Here is an 18,841-nt window from a genome sequence, read left to right as displayed (position 1 = left end):
GACGGGGGCGGCGGGGGCGGCGGGCGTTGCGGGTTCCGGCGCGCGCGGCGGCGGGGGCGGGGCGGGCGCTGCGGGCGCGGGCGCTGCGACCGCTTCGGCGCCGCCGCCCAGTTCGCGCAGCAAGGCGAACAGCGCGTCGGCGTCGGTCGGTTTGGGCAGGCGATGATCGGCCTGGGTGCGCTCGGCGCTGGTGAGGCCGATCACCGTCTTGCCGGCGGCATGCAGCTTCAGCCAGCTCATCGGCCCGTACATGCTGTCCATGTCCACGACCACGTAATCGGCCTGCGACTCGGGCACGAGCTGCCAGCGTCCCGACAGGCGCGCATTGGCGTCGGAGAACGCGGACCTGAGTGCCGACTCCGTCGCCGAGTCCATGCCGGTGAGGCCGAGGGTCAGGGACATTCGTTGCCTCGCTCAAGAAACGGACCCGCGAGTGTTGCCAAGCGGGCTGCCGGCGTCAACGCGCGCGTCGCGTCGCTTTTGCGCGCGGCGTGGCGGGCTCACTGGAACGAGGGGAGCGCGAATTCGCCGGCGCGGCGTGGACGCTTGGGCAACTGCGCCTTCAGGAACGCCATCTGGTCGGCGAGGATGTTGCGGTTGGACAGGATCAGATGTTCCACCCAGCTCGGCCGGTAGGGCACCGCCAGCAGCGGCATGCCGGCCTGCTGCGGGGTGCGGTTGCCCTTGCGCGAGTTGCACTCGAAACAGGCGGCGACCACGTTCTCCCAGCAGTCGCGCCCGCCTTTCGAGAGCGGCAGGACGTGATCGCGGGTGAGGTGCTGGCGGGAGAATTCGCGGCCGCAGTAAAGACAGAGGTGGGCGTCGCGGGCGAACAGCGCGGCGTTGGTCAGCGCCGGCGTGGGATCCAGCGCATGGGCGCGCGCGTGGCCGCGGGCGGCGACGATCGGATGCAGCGCGATCACGCTCTGGCGGCCGGTGAGCCGGCTGATGCCGCCGTGCACTTCCAGGCAGGGCTCGCCGAGCGTCCAGGCGACCGCGCCGCGCGCGTACAGGCAGGCGGCGTCCTGCCAGCTCATCCAGTCGAGCACGCGGCCGTGGGCATCCAGCGAAAGCAAACGGACCGCACTGAGGCGGTCCGTGGGGCGGGATACGAGGCGGGGAGCGTCGGCGTGCGACGCCGCTCCGGTCAGCGGCGTCGCGGCGCAGCTTCCGGTTCGGACCAGGCGGAGGTGGGCTCTGCGGTTCTCCATCGGGGAACCAGCTTATACGCCATTGTCCACGTCGTGTGTACCGGCCGGGCGCTCACAACGGCTTGCCCATCCGCAGCAGGTCCACGCCGAAGCCGGCGCGTTCGTACAGGGCGCGGGCGCGCGCGTTGCCGGGAAACACCGACAGGGTGAGCCGCCGGCAGCCGTGGGCGCGGCCGAACGCCTCGGCGTGCGCCAGCAGGCGCCCGGCCAGGCCCCGGCCTTCGTGGCCGGGGGCGAGGGCGAGGTCGGAGACGTGGCAGTGCGGCCCGCCGCCGAAGAAGTCCTCGACCCGTTGCAGGTGCAGGAAGCCGGCCGGGCGTCCTTCGTCCTCGATCACGAAGAAGCGGGAGCTCTCCGGCTGCTCGCGCAGATGGCGTTCCAGGTCGGCGCGGATGCCGGCGTCGAGTTCCTCGCGGGTGCGCCCCGCCGGCAGCGGAAAGTCGGTGAAGCGCTCCACCAGCGACAGGATGAACGCCTCGTCCTCCGGGACTGCGGGACGGATGCTCACGCGTCGAAGGCTCCGGCGTCGAGCGCCATCAGCGATGCCGCGCCGCTGTCGATCGCCGCCGCGTGCGTCAGCGTGCGCGGCAGGATCCGGGCGTAGAAGAAGCGCGCGGTCTCGCGCTTGGCGGCCTTGAACGCGTCCGGATGCGCGGAGACCTCCGCCGCCGCCACCGCGCGCGCCCACCAGTACGCGAGTGCCACGTAGCCCGAGTACATCAGATAGTCGTAGGCGGCCGCGCCGATTTCCTCCGGGTTGGCCTGCGCGCGTTGCGCGATCGCCTGGGTCATCCGCGGCCACTCCTCCGCCTTGGCCTGCAGCGCGGGCAGGAACCCGGCGAGCGCCGGATTGCCGGCCTGTGCGCGACAGAACGCGTCGATGTCCTCGAGCATGGCGCGCAGCCCGGCGCCCTGCAGTTGCATCACCTTGCGGCCGAGCAGGTCGAGCGCCTGGATGCCGGTGGTGCCTTCGTAGATGGTGGTGATGCGCGCATCGCGCGCGAGCTGCTCCATGCCGTGTTCGGCGATGTAGCCGTGGCCGCCGAAGCACTGCAGCGCGTGGTAGGTGCACTCCACGCCCCATTCGGTGAGGCAGGCCTTGACGATCGGCGTCATGAAGCCGAGCAGCGCCTCGGCGCGCTCGCGCTGCGCGGCGTCGGGCGCGGCGTGCGCCTCGTCGACCAGCAGCGCGGCGTGGTAGCCCATGAGGCGTCCGCCTTCGACCAGCGCCTTGCAAGTCAGCAGCATGCGGCGCACGTCGGGGTGGACGATGATCGGATCGGCGGGCTTGTCGGGCAGTTTCGGGCCCGCGGGCGCGCGCGACTGCAGGCGTTCGCGCGCGTAGCGCACGGCGTTCTGCAGCGCGCGGTCGGACAGGCCCAGGCCCTGCAGGCCGACCGCGAGCCGCGCCGTGTTCATCATGGTGAACATCGCCGCCAGGCCCTTGTTGGGCTGGCCGACCAGCCAGCCCTGCGCGCCGTCGAAGTTCATCACGCAGGTGGCGGAGGCGTGGATGCCCATCTTGTGCTCGATGCTGCCGCAACGCACCGCATTCGCCTCGCCCACGCTGCCGTCGCGCGCGACCTTGCGCTTGGGCACCACGAACAGCGAGATGCCTTTGACGCCCGCCGGCGCGTCCGGCAGGCGCGCGAGCACGAGGTGCACGATGTTGTCGGTCAGGTCGTGCTCGCCGGCGGTGATGAAGATCTTGGTGCCGGTGATCGCGTAGCTGCCGTCGGCCTGCGGTTCGGCGCGCGTCTTCAGCAGACCGAGGTCGGTGCCGCAGTGCGGTTCGGTCAGGCACATCGTGCCGGTCCAGCGGCCCTCCACCAGCGGCTTGAGGAACAGCTCGCGCTGCCAGTCCTCGCCGTGCTGCAGCAGCGCCTCGGTGGCGCCGTGCGAGAGCAGCGGAAAGTTGCCCCACGCCAGGTTGGCGGCGTCGATCATCTCCTTGATCGGCACGCCGGCGGCGTGCGGCAGCCCTTGGCCGCCGAATTCGGCCGGCGCGGTCAGCCCGCTCCAGCCGCCTTCGACGAACTGCGCGTAGGCCTCGCGGAACCCCGGTGGCGTGGTCACGGCCCCGCTGGCCTTGTCGTAGCGGCACCCCTCGCGATCGCCGATCGCGTTCAGCGGCGCCAGCACCGTCTCGGTGAAGCGCGCGCCTTCCTCGAGGATGGCATCGAGCACATCGCGCGTGGCTTCTGCGAATCCGAGGCGGGCGAACGTCTCGTCCGCGCGCAGCACATCGAACAGCGCGAAGCGCATGTCGGTGAGGGGGGCTTTGTAGGTGGTCATGGCGGCAGGCGACGGGATTCGGGAGTGGGAGTTCGGGATCGGGCGCAGGCTGCGGGAGGAGTCGGGTCGGCGTTCGGGATTCGTTCGGGCGGCGGGTCGCGCAGGGCTTCTCGGAAATCCCGAATCCGCTTTCAGCGCAACACCCCCGGCAGCCCCGGCGCCGGGTTCAGCGCGCTGCGGGTGGCGACGTCGAAGTCGCGCGTGTCGCGGTCCTCGGGGGTGGCGTCGATGCGGCCCTCGAGGCGGTAAGGCAGGGAGCGGCGCGCGGCGAGCGCGTCGGCGGCGGCGATCTTGGCTGCCGCACCGGGCGCCAACCGCACGTTCACCACGTCGGCGGATTCCGGGCCGATGTCGAGCGCGGGCGCGGCCTGCAGCGTGCCGGCGGCGTGCCCGCCGACTTCGAGTTTCAGCTCCACGCGCTCGAAGCGCATCGGCATGCTGCTGTAGTTCTCCAGCCGCAGATCGACCGACCAGCTCCCGTCGGCATTCACCGTGAGCTGCTGGATTCGCGCGGCCGGCTCGGACACGCGGCGCACCGGGCCGCTCGAACAGGCGGCCAGCAGCAGGGCCGCGAACGCCACCAGTGCGATGCGCAACGCTTTCATCCGGACGCTCCGTCGTGTGGGCTTCGGAGCATACAACGGCGTACGGTGGCGGGCGCAGGTGCAGCTCGGTGCAGGAGCGGCTCGGCCCGCAATGCGATGCCGCCGGCATTCGGTGGCGGCTGAAGGCGCTGCTGCAGGGGCGTTCGGATCAGACCTCCAGCGTCGCCAGGTCGCCCTTGGTCTCCAGCCACGCCTTGCGGTCGGCCGCGCGCTTCTTGGCCAGCAGCATGTCCATCAGCGATTCGGTCTGCGCGTCGTCGTCGACGGTGAGCTGCACCAGCCGGCGCGTGTCCGGATGGATGGTGGATTCGCGTAACTGCTGCGGGTTCATCTCGCCCAGGCCCTTGAAGCGGGTGACGTTGACCTGGCCCTTGATCTTCTCGCGCTGCACGCGCTCCAGCAGCAGGCGCTTTTCCTCCTCGTCGAGCGCGTAGAACACCTGCTTGCCCACGTCGACGCGGAACAGCGGCGGCATCGCGACGAACACGTGGCCGGCGCGCACCAGCGCAGGGAAGTGCCGGAGGAACAGCGCCGACAGCAGGGTGGCGATGTGCAGGCCGTCGGAGTCGGCATCGGCGAGGATGATGACCTTGCCGTAGCGCAGGCCGGACAGGTCGTCCTTGCCGGGGTCGCAGCCGATCGCGACCGCGAGATCGTGCACTTCCTGCGAGGCGAGCACGCTGCCGGAGGCGACCTCCCACGTGTTGAGGATCTTGCCGCGCAGCGGAAGGATGGCCTGGAACTCCTTGTCGCGCGCCTGCTTGGCCGAGCCGCCGGCCGAATCGCCTTCGACCAGGAACAGCTCGGTGCGCGACAGGTCCTGGCTGCTGCAGTCGGCCAGCTTGCCGGGCAGGGCGGGGCCCTGGGTCACCTTCTTGCGGACGATCTGCTTCTCGGTCTTCAGTCGCAGCGCGGCGCGTTCGATCGCGATCTGGGCGATCTTCTCGCCCATCTCGACGTGCTGGTTCAGCCACAGCGAGAACGCGTCGTGCGCGGCGCCTTCGACGAAGCCCGCGGCCTGGCGCGAGGACAGCCGTTCCTTGGTCTGCCCGGAGAACTGCGGGTCGGTCATCTTCAGCGACAGCACGAACGACACTCGGTCCCACACGTCCTCGGGCGCGAGTTTCACGCCGCGCGGCAGCAGGTTGCGGAAGTCGCAGAACTCGCGCAGCGCGTCGGTGAAGCCGGTGCGCAGGCCGTTGACGTGGGTGCCGTGCTGCGCGGTCGGAATCAGGTTGACGTAGCTCTCCTGCACCAGCTCGCCGTCCGGCACCCAGGCCACCGCCCAGTCGACGACCTCGGTGTCCTTCTTCAGCGAGCCGACGAACAGCTCCGGCGGCAGCAGCTCGCGGCCCTCGAGTTCGCCGCGCAGGTAGTCGCGCAGGCCGTCCTCGTAGTACCACTCGGCCCGCTCGCCGCTGGCCTCGTCGAACAGGCGCACGGTCAGGCCCGGGCACAGCACCGCCTTGGCGCGCAGCAGGTGCTTGAGCGCGCGCACGGCGAACTTCGGTGTGTCGAAGTACTTCGGGTCCGGCCAGAAGCGCAGGCGCGTGCCGGTGTTCTTCTTGCCGACCGTGCCGACCACCTCCAGCTTCGAGGCGCGGTCGCCGTCGCGGAATTCCATGCGGAATTCCTGGCCTTCGCGCTTGATGAACACCTCGACCTTCTTCGAGAGCGCGTTGACCACGCTGACGCCGACGCCGTGCAGGCCGCCGGAGAAGGTGTAGTTCTTGTTGCTGAACTTGCCGCCCGCGTGCAGGCGGGTGAGGATCAGCTCCACGCCCGGAATCTTCTCTTCCGGGTGCAGGTCCACCGGCATGCCGCGGCCGTCGTCGGCCACCTCGCAACTGCCGTCGGAATACAGCGTGACTTCCACCGTGCGCGCATGGCCCGCCAGCGCCTCGTCCACCGCGTTGTCGATCACCTCCTGCGCCAGATGGTTCGGGCGCGAGGTGTCGGTGTACATGCCCGGTCGGCGCTTGACCGGTTCGAGACCGGAGAGAACTTCGATGTCGGCGGCGTTGTAGCGGCTGCTCATGCGGGGGGCTTCCTCGAGGAGCGGCGAGGATGCGAGCGCGGTCCGCGCCGGTCAAGGATGCGGCGCCGCGGGCGGTCGGATTCACCGTCGCGCGATGCGCGCGCGCGTAGGCTCGCGGCGTTCGGTGCGGAGTCGGCCATGCCCCTGCGGACCCTGCTGTTGTGGGCCGCGGTCGTCGCCCTGGTGGCGGCGGCGCTGGCGTGGGTGCAGTGGCGTTCCGTCGCGCGGCCGGGCGCCGCCCCAGCGCCCGAGCGCCCGCCGGCCGAGCAGTCGCGTCGCGCGCCGGGGGCTTGACAGCTTTTCCGTGCGCGGCGTCCACGGACAGCCGCGTTCTGGGCGGTGCGCGCGCGCCGCGCTGGGGGTTTTTCCGGATGGCGCTCGCGCGGGGCTTCCCTCGTCGTCGACGTCGCCGTTCAGCCTGTTTTCGCGTTGCTGTACGCCCGCCGAGCATGGGCGAGCGCCCGCTGCCGCCGTTCAGCCATCGGCACGCGCCGCCCGCCTAGGGTCGTGGCCGCCGCACGGTGCAGCGGCATTCCCCCGTTGAAAGAGGACTTCCGCATGAAACGCAGCTTCATCATCCCCGTCATCGTGGCGAGCTCGCTGGCCGCGCCTATTGCTGCGGCGCAGGTGCTCGGCGGCGGCGTGAACGTGGGCGGCGGTGCCGGCATCGGTGTGGGCGGCCAGGTCGGTCCGGTCGGCATCGGCGCCGGCGCGCAGGGACGCGGCGATCTCGGCGTGCGGCTGGACGGCGTGCGCACCGATGCGGTGCGCGACACCACGCGGCGCGCGCGCAAGGCGGCCGGCGACACCGCCGCTGCCGCCGAGGCCACCGCGCGCGGCACGGCCGACGCCACGCTGAAGGCCGGCAGCGACGTCGCGCAGCGTGCCGGCGCGACCGCGCAGGGCGCCGTCGACGGTGCCGCGCAGGCCGGCGCCCACGCGGCCGATCATGCCCAGGGCAACGTCGCCGGCCGCGCGGCGCTCGACGGCAAGCTCGGCTCGCAGGCCGCCGCCCATGCCAGCGACCAGGCCGCCGCCGCCGTCGCCGGCAATGCGACCGCCGCCGCCAACAGCGCGGTGACCGCCGGCAGCGCCGATGGCCAGACCCAGGCCGAGGCCGAGGCGAATGCCGACGCCGACGGCAAGGCGCGCGCCAAGGCGGAGAAGGGCGAGCGCGCAAAGACCCGCCGCGAGCGCGACGACCGCCGCTGACGCCCGCCTTCCTTCGTCGATCGACGCCCCGCTCCGGCGGGGCGTTTTCTTTGCTCGATCAGGCACTTGCGAGGCGCTGGCGGGGCCCGGCGCTCGCCGGGGGCGGGCGTGCGGGTACACTACGCCTTTCCAGCACCGAGGGTCTGCGGGTGTGTGCGGAGCAGGAGGGTCGGGCCCGATGGCGCGCGATGCGGCGTCATCGCTCGGTCGTGGATCGACATCCACTCCCTCGCTCTTCCTTGCCTCGCACGCCCTCGCGCCCGACGCGGCCTACTCCGCACATACCCGCAGACCCTGTCCATGACCCCCCTGATCTTCGTGACCGGCGGCGTGGTGTCCTCGCTCGGCAAGGGCATCGCGGCCGCCTCGCTGGCGGCCATCCTCGAAGCGCGCGGGCTGCGCGTGACGATGATGAAGCTCGACCCGTACATCAACGTCGACCCGGGCACGATGAGCCCGTTCCAGCACGGCGAGGTGTACGTCACCGACGACGGCGCCGAAACCGACCTCGACCTCGGGCACTACGAGCGCTTCGTCCGCACCCGGCTGTCGCGCCGCAATTCGATCACCACCGGCCGGATCTACGAGAACGTGATCCGCAAGGAGCGCCGCGGCGACTACCTCGGCGCGACCGTGCAGGTGATCCCGCACATCACCGACGAGATCAAGCGCTGCATCGACGAAGCCACCGCCGGCTTCGACGTCGCGCTGGTCGAGATCGGCGGCACCGTCGGCGACATCGAGTCGCTGCCGTTCCTGGAGGCGATCCGCCAGATCCGCACCGAGCGCGGCGCGGAGAAGGCGATCTTCATGCACCTCACGCTGGTGCCGTTCATCGCCGCGGCCGGCGAGCTGAAGACCAAGCCGACCCAGCATTCGGTCAAGGAACTGCGCTCGATCGGCATCCAGCCCGACATCCTGCTGTGCCGCAGCGAGCAGCCGCTGCCGGACGTGGAGCGGCGCAAGATCGCGCTGTTCACCAACGTGCCGGAGAACGCCGTCATCTCCGCGATCGATCTCGACAACATCTACAAGATCCCCGGCTGGCTGCACGCGCAGGGGCTCGACCAGATCGTGGTCGATCGACTGAAGCTCGCCGACAAGGCGCGGCCGGCCGAGCTGTCGGAGTGGAACGCGGTCGTCGATGCGATGGAGCATCCGGTCGACGAGGTGGCCATCGCCGTGGTCGGCAAGTACGTCGATCATCAGGACGCCTACAAGTCGCTCGCCGAGGCGCTCAAGCACGGTGGCCTGCGCCAGCGCACGCGGGTGCGGCTGAAGTGGATCGAGTCGCAGGACATCGAGCGCGAGGGCGCCGCGAAGTGGCTGTCCGACGTGCACGGCATCCTCGTGCCGGGCGGCTTCGGCGACCGCGGCTTCGAGGGCAAGGTGGCCGCCGCGCAGTACGCGCGCGAGCACGGCGTGCCGTACTTCGGCATCTGCTACGGCATGCAGGCGGCGGTGGTGGAGTACGCGCGCAACGTGGCCGGCCTGAGCGGCGCCAACAGCACCGAGAACGACCGCAACACGCCGCATCCGGTGATCGGGCTCATTACCGAATGGCGCACGGCGACCGGCGAGATCGAGCGCCGCAGCGAAGCGAGCGATCTCGGCGGCACCATGCGCCTGGGGCTGCAGGAGCAGCGCATCAAGGCGGGCACGCTGGCGCGCGAGCTGTACGGGCGTGAGGTGGTCGGCGAGCGTCATCGCCACCGCTACGAGTTCAACAACCGCTACCTCGCCACGCTGGAGGACGCGGGGCTGGTGATCAGCGCCAAGTCGATCGACGAGACGCTGGTGGAGATGATCGAGCTGCCGCGCAGCCGCCATCCGTGGTTCCTCGCCTGCCAGGCGCACCCCGAGTTCCTGTCCACCCCGCGCGACGGCCATCCGCTGTTCGTCGGCTTCGTCCGCGCCGCGCGCGAACACAAGGCGCAGGCCGGCGGACGCCTGTTGAAGGAGGCGAAGGCGTGAGCCCGGTCGAAAGCTTCAGTCACGGATCGGCACGGATGGACGCGGAGAACACCTTGCTCTTTGATCCGAGTGGACCCGTGCCCGTCCGGGCCGGACGTGCTCTTCGTGGAGGCCAGGCATGAAGCTGTGTGGATTCGAAGTCGGCCTCGACCGGCCGTTCTTTCTGATCGCCGGTCCCTGCGTGATCGAGTCGATGCAGTTGCAGCTCGATACCGCGGGCAAGCTCAAGGAAATCACGTCCGAGCTCGGCATCCCGTTCATCTTCAAGTCGAGCTTCGACAAGGCCAACCGCACGTCGATCAGCGGCTTCCGCGGCCCGGGTCTGGAGGAAGGGCTGAAGGTGCTGGCCGAAGTGAAGCGGCAGATCGGCGTGCCGGTGCTGACCGACGTGCACGAGTACACGCCGATCGAGGAGGTCGCAAGCGTGGTCGACGTGCTGCAGACGCCGGCTTTCCTCGTGCGCCAGACCGACTTCATCCGCAAGGTGTGCTCGGCCGGCAAGCCGGTGAACATCAAGAAGGGCCAGTTCCTGGCGCCGTGGGACATGAAGCCGGTGGTGGAGAAGGCGAAGTCGACCGGCAACGAGCAGATCATGGTCTGCGAGCGCGGCGTCAGCTTCGGCTACAACAACCTGGTCAGCGACATGCGCTCGCTCGCGGTGATGCGCGAGACCGGCTGCCCGGTGGTCTTCGACGCGACGCACTCGGTGCAGTTGCCGGGCGGGCAGGGCACCTCCAGCGGCGGTCAGCGCCAGTTCGTGCCGGTGCTGGCGCGCGCGGCGGTGGCGGTTGGCGTGGATGGCCTGTTCATGGAGACCCATCCGGACCCGGACAAGGCGCTCTCCGACGGCCCCAACGCCTGGCCGCTGCCGAAAATGCGCGCGCTGCTGGAAACGCTGAAGGCGCTCGACGAGGTGACCAAGCGCAATGGTTTCCTGGAGGCCGGGGGTGTCTAGGCGGAAGGAAGGACGCGCGCCCGTTGCACGAGAGGGGTGGTCGCCACGGCGGTGGCGATGGGTGCTGGCCAGTGCGATGGGGCTCGCGATCACCGTGGCCGCAGCGTCCGAGCCTGCTGCCGGGACCGCGGATGCAGCATTGCCGCATGGCGCCGAGCAGCTTCTGTCGGCGATCTTGGCGGACGAGCAGTTCATGGATTGCGTCGTCGATGCGCTGCCGGCCTCACGGGAAGAGCTGGTGAGCCGCATCGTGAGCGCGGGCGTTGCTCATGAGCTCTACGACGCGGTCACCGAGGGCATGGAGGCGCCCGAGGCGCTGCTCGGTGACTTTGTTAGCACAACGGCCGATGCCGACCGGGTTCTGGCCGAGAAGGCGGTGCACCTGATGGCCGTGCAAGGGAGGGACGGAGTCGCCGTGTCTGGCGATCCTCGCCGCGTCTACGCGACGCTCAACAAGGCGCTGGGCATGCCTTGCGATGCGCCCGCGCCCGATGTCGACCTGCAGGCTACACTCGCGCAGATCGAACCCCTTCTGGAGGAATCGCGCCGGGTGAAGACCTGCGCGACGTCCGCGGCGGAAAAGCGGGGTCTCGACGAGACGGGCGCGCTCGCACTGCTGGAGCAGGATCCGGATGCGCCGAAGCTGCGTGCCCATGTGATGCGTCTTATCGAGGCCGTCCAGCCCGCCGCCGATCAGCGCGCGCAGCTCGACCGCGCAGACCTGCCGACCGCCGTGCTGGCGTTGTTGATGTTCTCGGCGCCGACCTTCGATATGCACGCGCTCGCGCGGGCCGAGGGCATCCATGCGGTGTACCTCGATCGTGCGCTTGATGCTGGCTGCAATCCCAGCAAGGAATTGGTTGAGTACCTCGGAGTGCCCTGACGTGCAAATCGCAAAAATCCATGCTCGCGAAATTCTCGACAGTCGCGGCAATCCCACCCTCGAAGCCGAAGTCACGTTGAGCGACGGCAGCTTCGGCCGCGCCGCGGTGCCGTCCGGCGCGTCCACCGGCACCAAGGAGGCCGTGGAACTGCGCGACGGCGACCGCACCCGCTACCTCGGCAAGGGCGTGCGCAAGGCGGTGGAGAACGTCAACACCGCGATCGCGCAGGCGCTGGCCGGGTTCGACGCCGCCGACCAGGCCGGCCTCGACCGCCGCCTGATCGACCTCGACGGCACCGAGAACAAGGGCCGGCTCGGCGCCAACGCGCTGCTCGGCGTGTCGATGGCGGCCGCGCACGCGGTGGCGGCCGGCCGCCGCCAGCCGCTGTGGCAGTACCTCAACGGCCTCGATCCGCACCGCCCGGCGCCGGAGCTGCCGGTGCCGATGATGAACATCGTCAACGGCGGCGCACACGCGGACAACAACGTCGACCTGCAGGAGTTCATGGTGCTGCCGGTCGGCTTCGATTCGTTCTCCGAGGCGCTGCGCGCCGGCACCGAGGTGTTCCACGCGCTGAAGTCGGTGCTGAAGGGGCGCGGCCTGTCGACCGCGGTCGGCGACGAGGGCGGCTTCGCGCCCGACCTGCGCAGCAACGAGGAAGCGCTGGAAACCATCCTCGAGGCGATCGGCAAGGCCGGCTACCGCGCCGGCGAGGACATCCTGCTCGGCCTCGACGTCGCCTCCAGCGAGTTCTTCGACAACGGCAAGTACCACCTGGTCGGCGAAGGCAAGCGCCTGACCAGTGAGCAGTTCGTCGACTTCCTCGCCGGCTGGTGCCGCCAGTACCCGATCGTCACCATCGAGGACGGCATGGCCGAGCACGACTGGGCCGGCTGGAAGCAGCTCACCGACGCGCTCGGCGGCAAGGTGCAACTGGTGGGCGACGACCTGTTCGTCACCAACCCGCGCATCTTCCGCGACGGCATCGACCAGGGCGTGGCCAACGCCATCCTGATCAAGGTCAACCAGATCGGCACCCTGACCGAGACGCTGGAGGCGATCGCGATGGCGCACGCCTCGAAGTACGCGGCGATCGTCTCGCACCGCTCCGGCGAGACCGAGGACACCACCATCGCCGACATCGCGGTGGCGACCACGGCGACCCAGATCAAGACCGGTTCGCTGTGCCGCAGCGACCGCGTGGCGAAGTACAACCAGTTGCTGCGCATCGAACAGCAGCTCGGCGCCGACGCCCGCTACGCCGGCCGCGAAGCGTTCGTGTCGCTGGCGCGCTGATGCCCGCTGAACGCCGCACGCTCGGGCTGTGGGGAGTGGCCGCGGCGCTCGCCGCGCTCGCCGTCTATCTGCAGTACCGGCTGTGGCTGGGCGAGGGCGGGCACCGCTCGGTGGCTGCCCTGCAGGCGCAGGTGGCGCGGCAGACGCGCGAGAATGCCGGCCTTCGGCAACGCAACGATGCGCTCGCCGCGGAGGTCGAGGACCTCAAGTCCGGCGAAGCGGCGGTCGAGGAGCGCGCACGCAGCGAACTGGGCATGATCAGGCCCGGCGAGACCTTCTACCGCGTGGTGGAGACGCCACGACCGGCAGCGCCGCCGCCGGTCGCGGCGGACGACGAGGGCACGGACGGCGCGCCATGATCTGGGCGGTGATCCCCGCCGCCGGCCGCGGCACGCGCTTCGGCGGCGAGCGTCCCAAGCAGTACCTCAAGATCGCCGGCCGGCCGCTGATCGCGCACGCGCTGGATGCGCTGCTCGCGCATCCGCGCGTGGCCGGCGCGATGGTGGCGCTGGCCGCGGGCGATCCGCACTGGCCGGGCTGGCACGAGCGCCTGGGTAAGCCGGTGCTGACCTGTGCGGGCGGCGCCGAACGCGCCGACTCGGTGCTGGCCGCGCTGCGCGCGTTGCCCGCCGAGGCGGGCGAGGACACGCTGGTGCTGGTGCACGACGCCGCGCGGCCGAACCTGCGCCAGCCGGACCTGGACCGCTTGATCGCCGCCGCCGAGGCCTGCGAGCACGGCGCGCTGCTCGCCGCGCCGGTGCGCGACACGCTCAAGCGCGCCTATGGCGAGGCGGGCGAGGCGCGCATCGCCGCCACCGAACCGCGCGAGCGCCTGTGGCGCGCGTTCACCCCGCAGGCGTTCCGCCGCGGCGCGCTCACCGCCGCGCTGGAGTCCGCGCTGGCCGAAGGGGTGGCGGTGACCGACGAGGCGATGGCGATGGAGCGTGCCGGGTTCTCGCCGGCGCTGGTGGAAGGCCGCGAGGACAACCTCAAGGTGACCACGCCGGCGGACCTGGCGCTGATGGAGTTCCTGCTGGCGCGCGATCGCGACGGCTTGCGATAGGGTGGGCAGCCGCAGCGAAGGCCGACGCCCCTTCGCGTCGGAATCCCCTGCCGACTCGGCCGAGCGAACCGCGGGCCTGCGGCCCCTCTCCCGCACGCGGGGGAGGGAAAAGATGACGGCGACACGCCCGCATCGTCGCTCCGGTTGAATCCCCGATCCCCAATCTCCAATCCCGGCCCCGACCATGAACATCCGCATCGGCCAAGGCTTCGACGTCCACGCATTCGGCGAGGGCGACCACGTGATGCTCGGCGGCGTGCGGGTGCCGCACGAGCGCGGTGTCGTCGCGCACTCGGACGGCGACGTGGTCATCCACGCGCTGTGCGACGCGATGCTGGGTGCGCTCGCGCTCGGCGACATCGGCCGGCATTTCCCGCCGAGCGATCCGCGCTGGCGCGGCGCCGACAGCATGACGTTCCTGCGCCACTGCAATGCGTTGGTCGCCGCGCGCGGCTGGCGCGTGGGCAATGCCGACGTCACCGTCGTCTGCGAGCGGCCCAAGGTCGGCCCGCATGCCGAGGCGATGCGCGCGCGGCTGGCGGAGGCGCTCGGCATCGACATCGAGGCCGTCAGCGTCAAGGCCACCACCAGCGAGAAGCTCGGCTTCACCGGCCGCGGCGAGGGCATCGCCGCGCTGGCGGTGTGCCTGCTGGAGCGGCAGTGAGCCTGCCGCGCGCGCATGGCGCGGCGGTGCTGCGCGCGCGTTTCCGCGTGCGGCCGGAGGATTTCTTCGTCGAGGAGATCGCCGGGTTCGAGGCCAGCGGCCATGGCGAGCATCTGCTGCTGACGATCGAGAAGCGCGGCCTCACCACCGCCGAGGCGATCCGCCGCATCGCGCGCTGGGCCGACGTGCCGGAGCGCGCGATCGGCCATGCCGGACTGAAGGACCGCCACGCGGTGACGCGGCAGCGGATCAGCGTGCATCTGCCGGGTCGCGAGGCGCCCGATACCGCTGCGCTCGAATCCGGATCGCTGCGCGTGCTGGAGGCCGTGCGCCACCAGCGCAAGCTGCCGCGCGGTGCGCTCGCCGGCAACCGCTTCGTGCTGATCCTGCGCGAGGTGCAGGGCGAACGCGCGGCGATCGAGCAGCGGCTGGCGGCGATCGCCGCGTGCGGCGTGCCCAACTACTTCGGTGAGCAGCGCTTCGGCCGCGAGGGCGACAACGTCGCGCAGGCGCGGGCGATGTTCGCCGGCCGCCGGGTCGGCCGCGAGCTGCGGTCGCTGTTGCTGTCGGCCGCGCGCGCGGAGCTGTTCAACCGCGTGCTCGCCGTGCGGGTGGAGCGCGACAGCTGGGACCGCGCGCTCGACGGCGAAGTGTGGATGCTCGACGGCCGCCGCAGCGTGTTCGGCCCCGAACCGTTCGACGCGGCGCTGGCGCAGCGGCTGGCCGCGTTCGACATCCACCCGACCGGGCCGCTGTGGGGCCGCGGCGCGCTGCGCACGCGGGGCGAGGCGGCGCGGCTGGAGCAGGAGGCGCTGGAGGGAGGCGACGCCCTCGCGCTGCGCACCGGGCTGGAAGCGGCGGGGCTGGAGCAGGAGCGCCGTGCGCTGCGCGTGCGCCCGGACGCCCTGCGCTGGGACTGGCACGACGCGGCGACCGTGCGGCTCGACTTCGCGCTGCCGCCCGGTGCCTACGCCACCGCGGTGCTGGCCGAACTGGGCGAGATGGAGGCCGGCGGCTGAGGCGCGCGCCGGCGGGCGGCATTCCGTTCGTCGGAAACCGCCTTGCGGCACTGGAAGCGCCCAGGGGCGGGCGTATAAGCCGGAGACGAGCCCGGCATGGGGCCGGGCTGGCGCCACGCGCGCCGAACCGGAGACGCCGTCATGAGTACCGGCTACCGCCTCGTCCTGCTTGCCGCAGCGCTGGGCCTCTCCGCCTGCGCCACGACCTCGGAAGACACCGCACGCACCGCTCCGCCACGCGAGCCCTCGATCCTCGATCCGGACGAGGCGTACATCGCGCGCGTGGAGGCCATCGCCCGCCGCCGCGGGATCGAGGTGCAGTGGGTGAACGCACCGCGCAAGACCGCAAGCCAGGTCGCGCGCGAGAAGGCCGAGCTGCAGAGCCAGTGAGCCGCTAGCGCCGCTTCGGCGGCGCCAGCAGCACCAGCACCGCACCGGTGCCGCCCTGCGCGGGCGGCGCCGAGTGGAACGCCATGACCTCACTGCGCTGGCGCAGCACCCGATCGACCAGATTCTTCAGCACCGGCAGGCCGCCGTCGTCGACCAGCTCGGCCGCGCGCCGGCCCTTGCCGTGCACGATGCGCACGCAGCCGAAGCCGCTGCGATGCGCGGCGTGCAGGAAATCGCGCAGCATCGCCTCCGCCTCGCGCGCGGTGGCGCCGTGCAAGTCGAGCTCGTCCTGCACCGCCAGATCGCCGCGCCGCAGACGCTGCCAGGCGGACAGCGGCACCGGATCGCGGCGGTAGGAGAGCACGTCGCCGGCGAGCAGCGGCTCGCCTTGCAGAGCCTGGCGGAATTCGCTCAGCGCGTTGGCCTCGTCGCGCTCGGCCATGCGCGCGCGCGGCGCCGGTTTCGGCGGCGCGGGCGGTGCGGGCGTGTCGGGCAGACGGCGCACGGGGCCCACGGCGGCACGGAAGAGTTCGCCTTCGTCCGCCCCGTCGTCGTGATCGCGTCGTGCCATGCGTCCCAGCCTAGCGCAGAGGACACCGCGCGTGCGTCGGGGGCTCACGCCGCATCGGCTATCATTCACGGCCTGCGCGAGACGCGCGATCGGTCGATTTCACGGAGTCCATGCGAGTACTGGTCAGCAACGACGACGGCGTCGACGCGCCGGGCATCCGCATTCTCGCGGCGGGCCTGCGCGAGGCGGGGCACGAGGTGCTGACGGTGGCTCCCGACCGCGACCGCTCCGGCGCGAGCAATTCGCTGACGCTCGACATGCCGATCCGCGTGATCCGTCAGGACGCGGTCACCTGGCGCGTATACGGAACGCCGACCGACTGCGTGCACATCGCGCTCACCGGCATGCTGGAGAGCGAGCCGGACATCGTCGTCTCCGGCATCAACAACACCGCCAACCTGGGCGACGACGTGATCTATTCGGGCACCGTCGCCGCGGCGATGGAAGGCCGTTTCCTCGGCCTGCCCGCGGTGGCGGTCTCGCTGGTCACGGCCGATCACGTCGGCCGCCATTACGAGACCGCGGCGCGCGCGGCGGTGGAAATCATCGCGCGACTGAAGACCGACCCGCTGCCCGCCGACACGATCCTCAACGTCAACGTGCCCGACCTGCCGTGGGACGGGATCCGCGGCTTCGAAGTCACCCGGCTCGGCAACCGCCATCGCGCCGAGGCGTGCATCCCGCAGCGCGATCCGCGCGGCCGGCAGTGGTGGTGGATCGGACCGGCCGGTCCCGAGCAGGACGCCGGCCCCGGCACCGACTTCAACGCGATCCGCCGCGGCTGCATCTCGATCACCCCGATCCACGTCGATCTGACGCGCTACCACGCGCTCGAACAGGTCGCGAGCTGGGTCGACGGCCTGGCCTCGTCGCTGAAGGAGAAGGCGGCATGACGCCGCGGCTGCGCCTGCAGCCGGAGGCGCTGGGCTCCGGGCTCACCTCGCAGCGCGTGCGCGACCGGCTGGTGGAGCGCCTGCGCGAGGGCGGCATCGGCGACGAGCGCGTGCTGAGCGCGATCCGCACCGTGCCGCGTCACCTGTTCGTCGACGAGGCGCTGGCCACGCGCGCCTACGAGGACACCGCGCTGCCGATCGGTCACGGCCAGACGATCTCGCAGCCGTGGGTGGTGGCGCGGATGACCGAGGCGCTGCTGGACGCGCTGCCGCCGGTGGCGCCGGGCGCGGCGCCGAAGGTGCTGGAGGTCGGCACCGGCTCCGGCTACCAGGCGGCGATCCTCGCCGCGCTGGGCGTGGAGGTGTACACCGTCGAGCGCATCGGCGAGCTGCTGCGGGTCGCGCGCAAGCGGTTCCGCTCGCTCGGGCTGAACGTGCGCAGCAAGCACGACGACGGCCATCTCGGCTGGGCCGAGCACGCGCCGTTCGACGGCATCATCGTGACCGCCGCGGCCGCCGCGCTGGCCGCGCCGCTGACGGCGCAACTGCGCGAAGGCGGCGTGCTGATCGCGCCGGTGGGCGGCGCGAACGCGCAGTCGCTGCTGCGCCTGCGCAAGCACGACGAAGCGCGGATCGAGCAGGAAACGCTCGCGCCGGTGATGTTCGTTCCGATGCTCGCGGGCACGATCGACTGACGCATGCGCAGCCACGACACGTCCGCCCCCGCCGACCCGACCTCCCACGCCGCGCTCGGCGAGCAGCTCGCCGCGGTGATCCGCGACCTGCCCTCCGACGCGCTGACGCTGGGCGAGCTGCTTGACGTGTTCGGCGACGAGGGGCTGCTGCTGCTCAGCATGCTGCTGACGCTGGTGTTCCTGATTCCGGTATCGATCCCGGGCGTGAGCACGGTGTTCGGCGCGGCGATCCTGCTGGTGGGCGTGAGCCGTCTGATCGGTCGGCCGCTGTGGCTTCCGGCGCGGATCCGCCGGCGCGCGCTGCCCGCCGATCGTCTGCGGCCCGCGCTCGAGCGCGGCCTGGTGTGGGTGCGGCGGCTTGAGCGCCTCAGCCGTCCGCACCGTCTGCGCGGGCTGGTCGACGGGCGTCTGCCGGCGATGCTGACCAATCTCGCCTTCATCCTCGCCGCGCTGCTGCTGATGGCGCCGTTCGGCCTGGTGCCCTTCAGCAACACGCTGCCGGCGCTCGCGCTGCTGCTCTACGCGGTGGGGATGGTGCAGCGCGACGGCGGCGCGGTGCTGCTCGGTCACCTGGCGAACATCGGCACGCTCGTCTACTTCGGCGCGCTGATCGGCGGCGGCGGACTGGCGCTGGGCGAACTCTGGCAGCGGGTTTCCGGATGAACCACGGGGAGCGGACCGGGGCATGAGGCAGGGGGCGAGGCGGGGACTGCGGACGATCGTGGCGCTCGGCTGCGCGCTGGCGATCGCAGCGTGCGCGACGACCGTGGTGCGCCCGACGGCGGGCCCGGCCGCCCGCCGCGCATCGGTTCCGAAGCCGGGCGCGAGCGTGGTCGTGCAGCGCGGCGACACGCTGTACGGCATCGCCTTCCGCAACGGCATCGACGTGCGCGACCTGGCGGCGTGGAACCGGCTCGCGCCGCCGTACACCATCTATCCGGGGCAGCGGCTGTATCTGTATCCGCGCGGCGGGGCGTCCGCCACGCCCGCGCGCCCGGGCGCGCCCGCGTCGCGGCCCGCCGCGCCTTCCACGCGCCCGGCCGCTCCACCGGCCACGCCGTCCGCCGGCACCCCCG

The 18,841-nt window shown here is 71.6% G+C and carries 22 protein-coding genes; 15 read left to right on the top strand and 7 right to left on the bottom strand.

Annotated elements, in window-relative coordinates; all coding sequences use genetic code 11:
- The 6 genes from FQY64_RS13510 to parE form a co-directional block, all read right to left on the bottom strand.
- On the bottom strand, positions 1 to 402 hold a 402-nt coding region (locus FQY64_RS13510; protein ID WP_186761023.1), incomplete at its 3' end, for a hypothetical protein.
- A 98-nt stretch (positions 403 to 500) separates the two neighbouring features.
- Positions 501 to 1,211 carry an HNH endonuclease gene (locus tag FQY64_RS13505; protein WP_146475079.1) on the bottom strand — a complete coding sequence of 237 codons (711 nt, stop codon included), beginning with the start codon at positions 1,209 to 1,211 and terminating at the stop codon, positions 501 to 503.
- 52 nt (positions 1,212 to 1,263) lie between these two features.
- A complete protein-coding gene (locus FQY64_RS15140; protein ID WP_229814872.1) occupies positions 1,264 to 1,719 on the bottom strand; it encodes a GNAT family N-acetyltransferase in 456 nt (151 codons plus the stop codon).
- The gene (locus FQY64_RS15135) at positions 1,716 to 3,506 is read right to left on the bottom strand and encodes an acyl-CoA dehydrogenase C-terminal domain-containing protein (protein WP_146475077.1); all 1,791 of its coding nucleotides are present in this window, start codon (positions 3,504 to 3,506) and stop codon (positions 1,716 to 1,718) included. The genes FQY64_RS15140 and FQY64_RS15135 overlap by 4 nt, the downstream gene beginning before the upstream one ends.
- 131 nt (positions 3,507 to 3,637) lie before the next feature.
- Positions 3,638 to 4,111 carry an LEA type 2 family protein gene (locus tag FQY64_RS13490; protein ID WP_146475075.1) on the bottom strand — a complete coding sequence of 158 codons (474 nt, stop codon included), beginning with the start codon at positions 4,109 to 4,111 and terminating at the stop codon, positions 3,638 to 3,640.
- A gap of 148 nt (positions 4,112 to 4,259) precedes the next feature.
- Positions 4,260 to 6,149: a DNA topoisomerase IV subunit B gene (parE, locus tag FQY64_RS13485; protein ID WP_146475073.1), complete on the bottom strand. Its 1,890-nt coding sequence runs from the start codon at positions 6,147 to 6,149 to the stop codon at positions 4,260 to 4,262.
- Positions 6,150 to 6,287: 138 nt separating this feature from the next.
- Here parE and FQY64_RS14840 point away from each other — a divergent pair, with 138 nt between their 5' ends.
- The 11 genes from FQY64_RS14840 to FQY64_RS13430 all read left to right on the top strand — a co-directional run bounded on the left by FQY64_RS14840 (position 6,288) and on the right by FQY64_RS13430 (position 15,606).
- Complete coding sequence (locus tag FQY64_RS14840) at positions 6,288 to 6,443, top strand: hypothetical protein (RefSeq protein WP_186761022.1); 156 nt, start codon at positions 6,288 to 6,290, stop codon at positions 6,441 to 6,443.
- 264 nt (positions 6,444 to 6,707) lie between these two features.
- Positions 6,708 to 7,361: a hypothetical protein gene (locus tag FQY64_RS13475; protein ID WP_186761020.1), complete on the top strand. Its 654-nt coding sequence runs from the start codon at positions 6,708 to 6,710 to the stop codon at positions 7,359 to 7,361.
- Between the two features lie 300 nt (positions 7,362 to 7,661).
- Entirely contained in the window at positions 7,662 to 9,335 is a 1,674-nt protein-coding gene (gene pyrG / locus FQY64_RS13470) for a CTP synthase (RefSeq protein WP_146475067.1), read from the top strand.
- 118 nt (positions 9,336 to 9,453) lie between these two features.
- Complete coding sequence (gene kdsA, locus FQY64_RS13465; RefSeq protein ID WP_146475065.1) at positions 9,454 to 10,290, top strand: 3-deoxy-8-phosphooctulonate synthase; 837 nt, start codon at positions 9,454 to 9,456, stop codon at positions 10,288 to 10,290.
- 61 nt (positions 10,291 to 10,351) lie between these two features.
- Positions 10,352 to 11,173, top strand: coding sequence for a hypothetical protein (locus FQY64_RS13460; protein ID WP_146475063.1), 822 nt, complete (start codon positions 10,352 to 10,354; stop codon positions 11,171 to 11,173).
- 1 nt (position 11,174) lies between these two features.
- Positions 11,175 to 12,470 (top strand): phosphopyruvate hydratase, encoded by a 1,296-nt coding sequence (gene eno / locus FQY64_RS13455; RefSeq protein ID WP_229814873.1) that lies wholly within the window; start codon positions 11,175 to 11,177, stop codon positions 12,468 to 12,470.
- Positions 12,470 to 12,829: a cell division protein FtsB gene (gene ftsB, locus FQY64_RS13450; protein ID WP_146475059.1), complete on the top strand. Its 360-nt coding sequence runs from the start codon at positions 12,470 to 12,472 to the stop codon at positions 12,827 to 12,829. Before eno ends, ftsB begins: the two co-directional genes overlap by 1 nt.
- The gene (ispD, locus tag FQY64_RS13445; RefSeq protein ID WP_146475057.1) at positions 12,826 to 13,533 is read left to right on the top strand and encodes a 2-C-methyl-D-erythritol 4-phosphate cytidylyltransferase; all 708 of its coding nucleotides are present in this window, start codon (positions 12,826 to 12,828) and stop codon (positions 13,531 to 13,533) included. The genes ftsB and ispD overlap by 4 nt, the downstream gene beginning before the upstream one ends.
- Positions 13,534 to 13,717: 184 nt before the next feature.
- Entirely contained in the window at positions 13,718 to 14,197 is a 480-nt protein-coding gene (ispF, locus tag FQY64_RS13440; protein ID WP_146475055.1) for a 2-C-methyl-D-erythritol 2,4-cyclodiphosphate synthase, read from the top strand.
- Positions 14,194 to 15,216 carry a tRNA pseudouridine(13) synthase TruD gene (gene truD, locus FQY64_RS13435; RefSeq protein WP_146475053.1) on the top strand — a complete coding sequence of 341 codons (1,023 nt, stop codon included), beginning with the start codon at positions 14,194 to 14,196 and terminating at the stop codon, positions 15,214 to 15,216. Before ispF ends, truD begins: the two co-directional genes overlap by 4 nt.
- A gap of 141 nt (positions 15,217 to 15,357) precedes the next feature.
- Positions 15,358 to 15,606, top strand: coding sequence for a hypothetical protein (locus FQY64_RS13430; RefSeq protein ID WP_146475051.1), 249 nt, complete (start codon positions 15,358 to 15,360; stop codon positions 15,604 to 15,606).
- 4 nt (positions 15,607 to 15,610) lie between these two features.
- Here the strand turns inward: FQY64_RS13430 and FQY64_RS13425 are convergent, their stop codons facing one another.
- Positions 15,611 to 16,177 (bottom strand): Smr/MutS family protein, encoded by a 567-nt coding sequence (locus FQY64_RS13425; RefSeq protein ID WP_146475049.1) that lies wholly within the window; start codon positions 16,175 to 16,177, stop codon positions 15,611 to 15,613.
- Positions 16,178 to 16,287: 110 nt separating this feature from the next.
- Between FQY64_RS13425 and surE the strand changes: the two genes are divergently transcribed.
- The 4 genes from surE to FQY64_RS13405 form a co-directional block, all read left to right on the top strand.
- Positions 16,288 to 17,070 carry a 5'/3'-nucleotidase SurE gene (surE, locus tag FQY64_RS13420; RefSeq protein ID WP_146475047.1) on the top strand — a complete coding sequence of 261 codons (783 nt, stop codon included), beginning with the start codon at positions 16,288 to 16,290 and terminating at the stop codon, positions 17,068 to 17,070.
- Positions 17,067 to 17,765 (top strand): protein-L-isoaspartate(D-aspartate) O-methyltransferase, encoded by a 699-nt coding sequence (locus FQY64_RS13415; protein WP_146475045.1) that lies wholly within the window; start codon positions 17,067 to 17,069, stop codon positions 17,763 to 17,765. The genes surE and FQY64_RS13415 overlap by 4 nt, the downstream gene beginning before the upstream one ends.
- Positions 17,766 to 17,768: 3 nt before the next feature.
- Positions 17,769 to 18,428 (top strand): exopolysaccharide biosynthesis protein, encoded by a 660-nt coding sequence (locus tag FQY64_RS13410; RefSeq protein ID WP_146475043.1) that lies wholly within the window; start codon positions 17,769 to 17,771, stop codon positions 18,426 to 18,428.
- Positions 18,429 to 18,450: 22 nt separating this feature from the next.
- Positions 18,451 to 18,841: LysM peptidoglycan-binding domain-containing protein (locus FQY64_RS13405; protein WP_146475041.1), on the top strand; the 391-nt coding region annotated here is incomplete at its 3' end.

The sequence above is a fragment of the Vulcaniibacterium thermophilum genome, from assembly GCF_007923255.1.
In the GTDB taxonomy this organism is placed as follows: domain Bacteria; phylum Pseudomonadota; class Gammaproteobacteria; order Xanthomonadales; family Xanthomonadaceae; genus Lysobacter_F; species Lysobacter_F thermophilum.
This window is presented reverse-complemented; position numbering and strand designations above follow the sequence as displayed.

Coding starts and splice junctions, on each gene's coding strand:
- FQY64_RS13505 (WP_146475079.1), bottom strand. CDS start 1,211: ATGGAGAACCGCAGAGCCCACCTCCGCCTGGTCCGAACCGGAAGCTGC.
- FQY64_RS15135 (WP_146475077.1), bottom strand. CDS start 3,506: ATGACCACCTACAAAGCCCCCCTCACCGACATGCGCTTCGCGCTGTTC.
- FQY64_RS13490 (WP_146475075.1), bottom strand. CDS start 4,111: ATGAAAGCGTTGCGCATCGCACTGGTGGCGTTCGCGGCCCTGCTGCTG.
- parE (WP_146475073.1), bottom strand. CDS start 6,149: ATGAGCAGCCGCTACAACGCCGCCGACATCGAAGTTCTCTCCGGTCTC.
- FQY64_RS14840 (WP_186761022.1), top strand. CDS start 6,288: ATGCCCCTGCGGACCCTGCTGTTGTGGGCCGCGGTCGTCGCCCTGGTG.
- FQY64_RS13475 (WP_186761020.1), top strand. CDS start 6,708: ATGAAACGCAGCTTCATCATCCCCGTCATCGTGGCGAGCTCGCTGGCC.
- pyrG (WP_146475067.1), top strand. CDS start 7,662: ATGACCCCCCTGATCTTCGTGACCGGCGGCGTGGTGTCCTCGCTCGGC.
- kdsA (WP_146475065.1), top strand. CDS start 9,454: ATGAAGCTGTGTGGATTCGAAGTCGGCCTCGACCGGCCGTTCTTTCTG.
- ftsB (WP_146475059.1), top strand. CDS start 12,470: ATGCCCGCTGAACGCCGCACGCTCGGGCTGTGGGGAGTGGCCGCGGCG.
- ispD (WP_146475057.1), top strand. CDS start 12,826: ATGATCTGGGCGGTGATCCCCGCCGCCGGCCGCGGCACGCGCTTCGGC.
- ispF (WP_146475055.1), top strand. CDS start 13,718: ATGAACATCCGCATCGGCCAAGGCTTCGACGTCCACGCATTCGGCGAG.
- FQY64_RS13430 (WP_146475051.1), top strand. CDS start 15,358: ATGAGTACCGGCTACCGCCTCGTCCTGCTTGCCGCAGCGCTGGGCCTC.
- FQY64_RS13425 (WP_146475049.1), bottom strand. CDS start 16,177: ATGGCACGACGCGATCACGACGACGGGGCGGACGAAGGCGAACTCTTC.
- surE (WP_146475047.1), top strand. CDS start 16,288: ATGCGAGTACTGGTCAGCAACGACGACGGCGTCGACGCGCCGGGCATC.
- FQY64_RS13415 (WP_146475045.1), top strand. CDS start 17,067: ATGACGCCGCGGCTGCGCCTGCAGCCGGAGGCGCTGGGCTCCGGGCTC.
- FQY64_RS13410 (WP_146475043.1), top strand. CDS start 17,769: ATGCGCAGCCACGACACGTCCGCCCCCGCCGACCCGACCTCCCACGCC.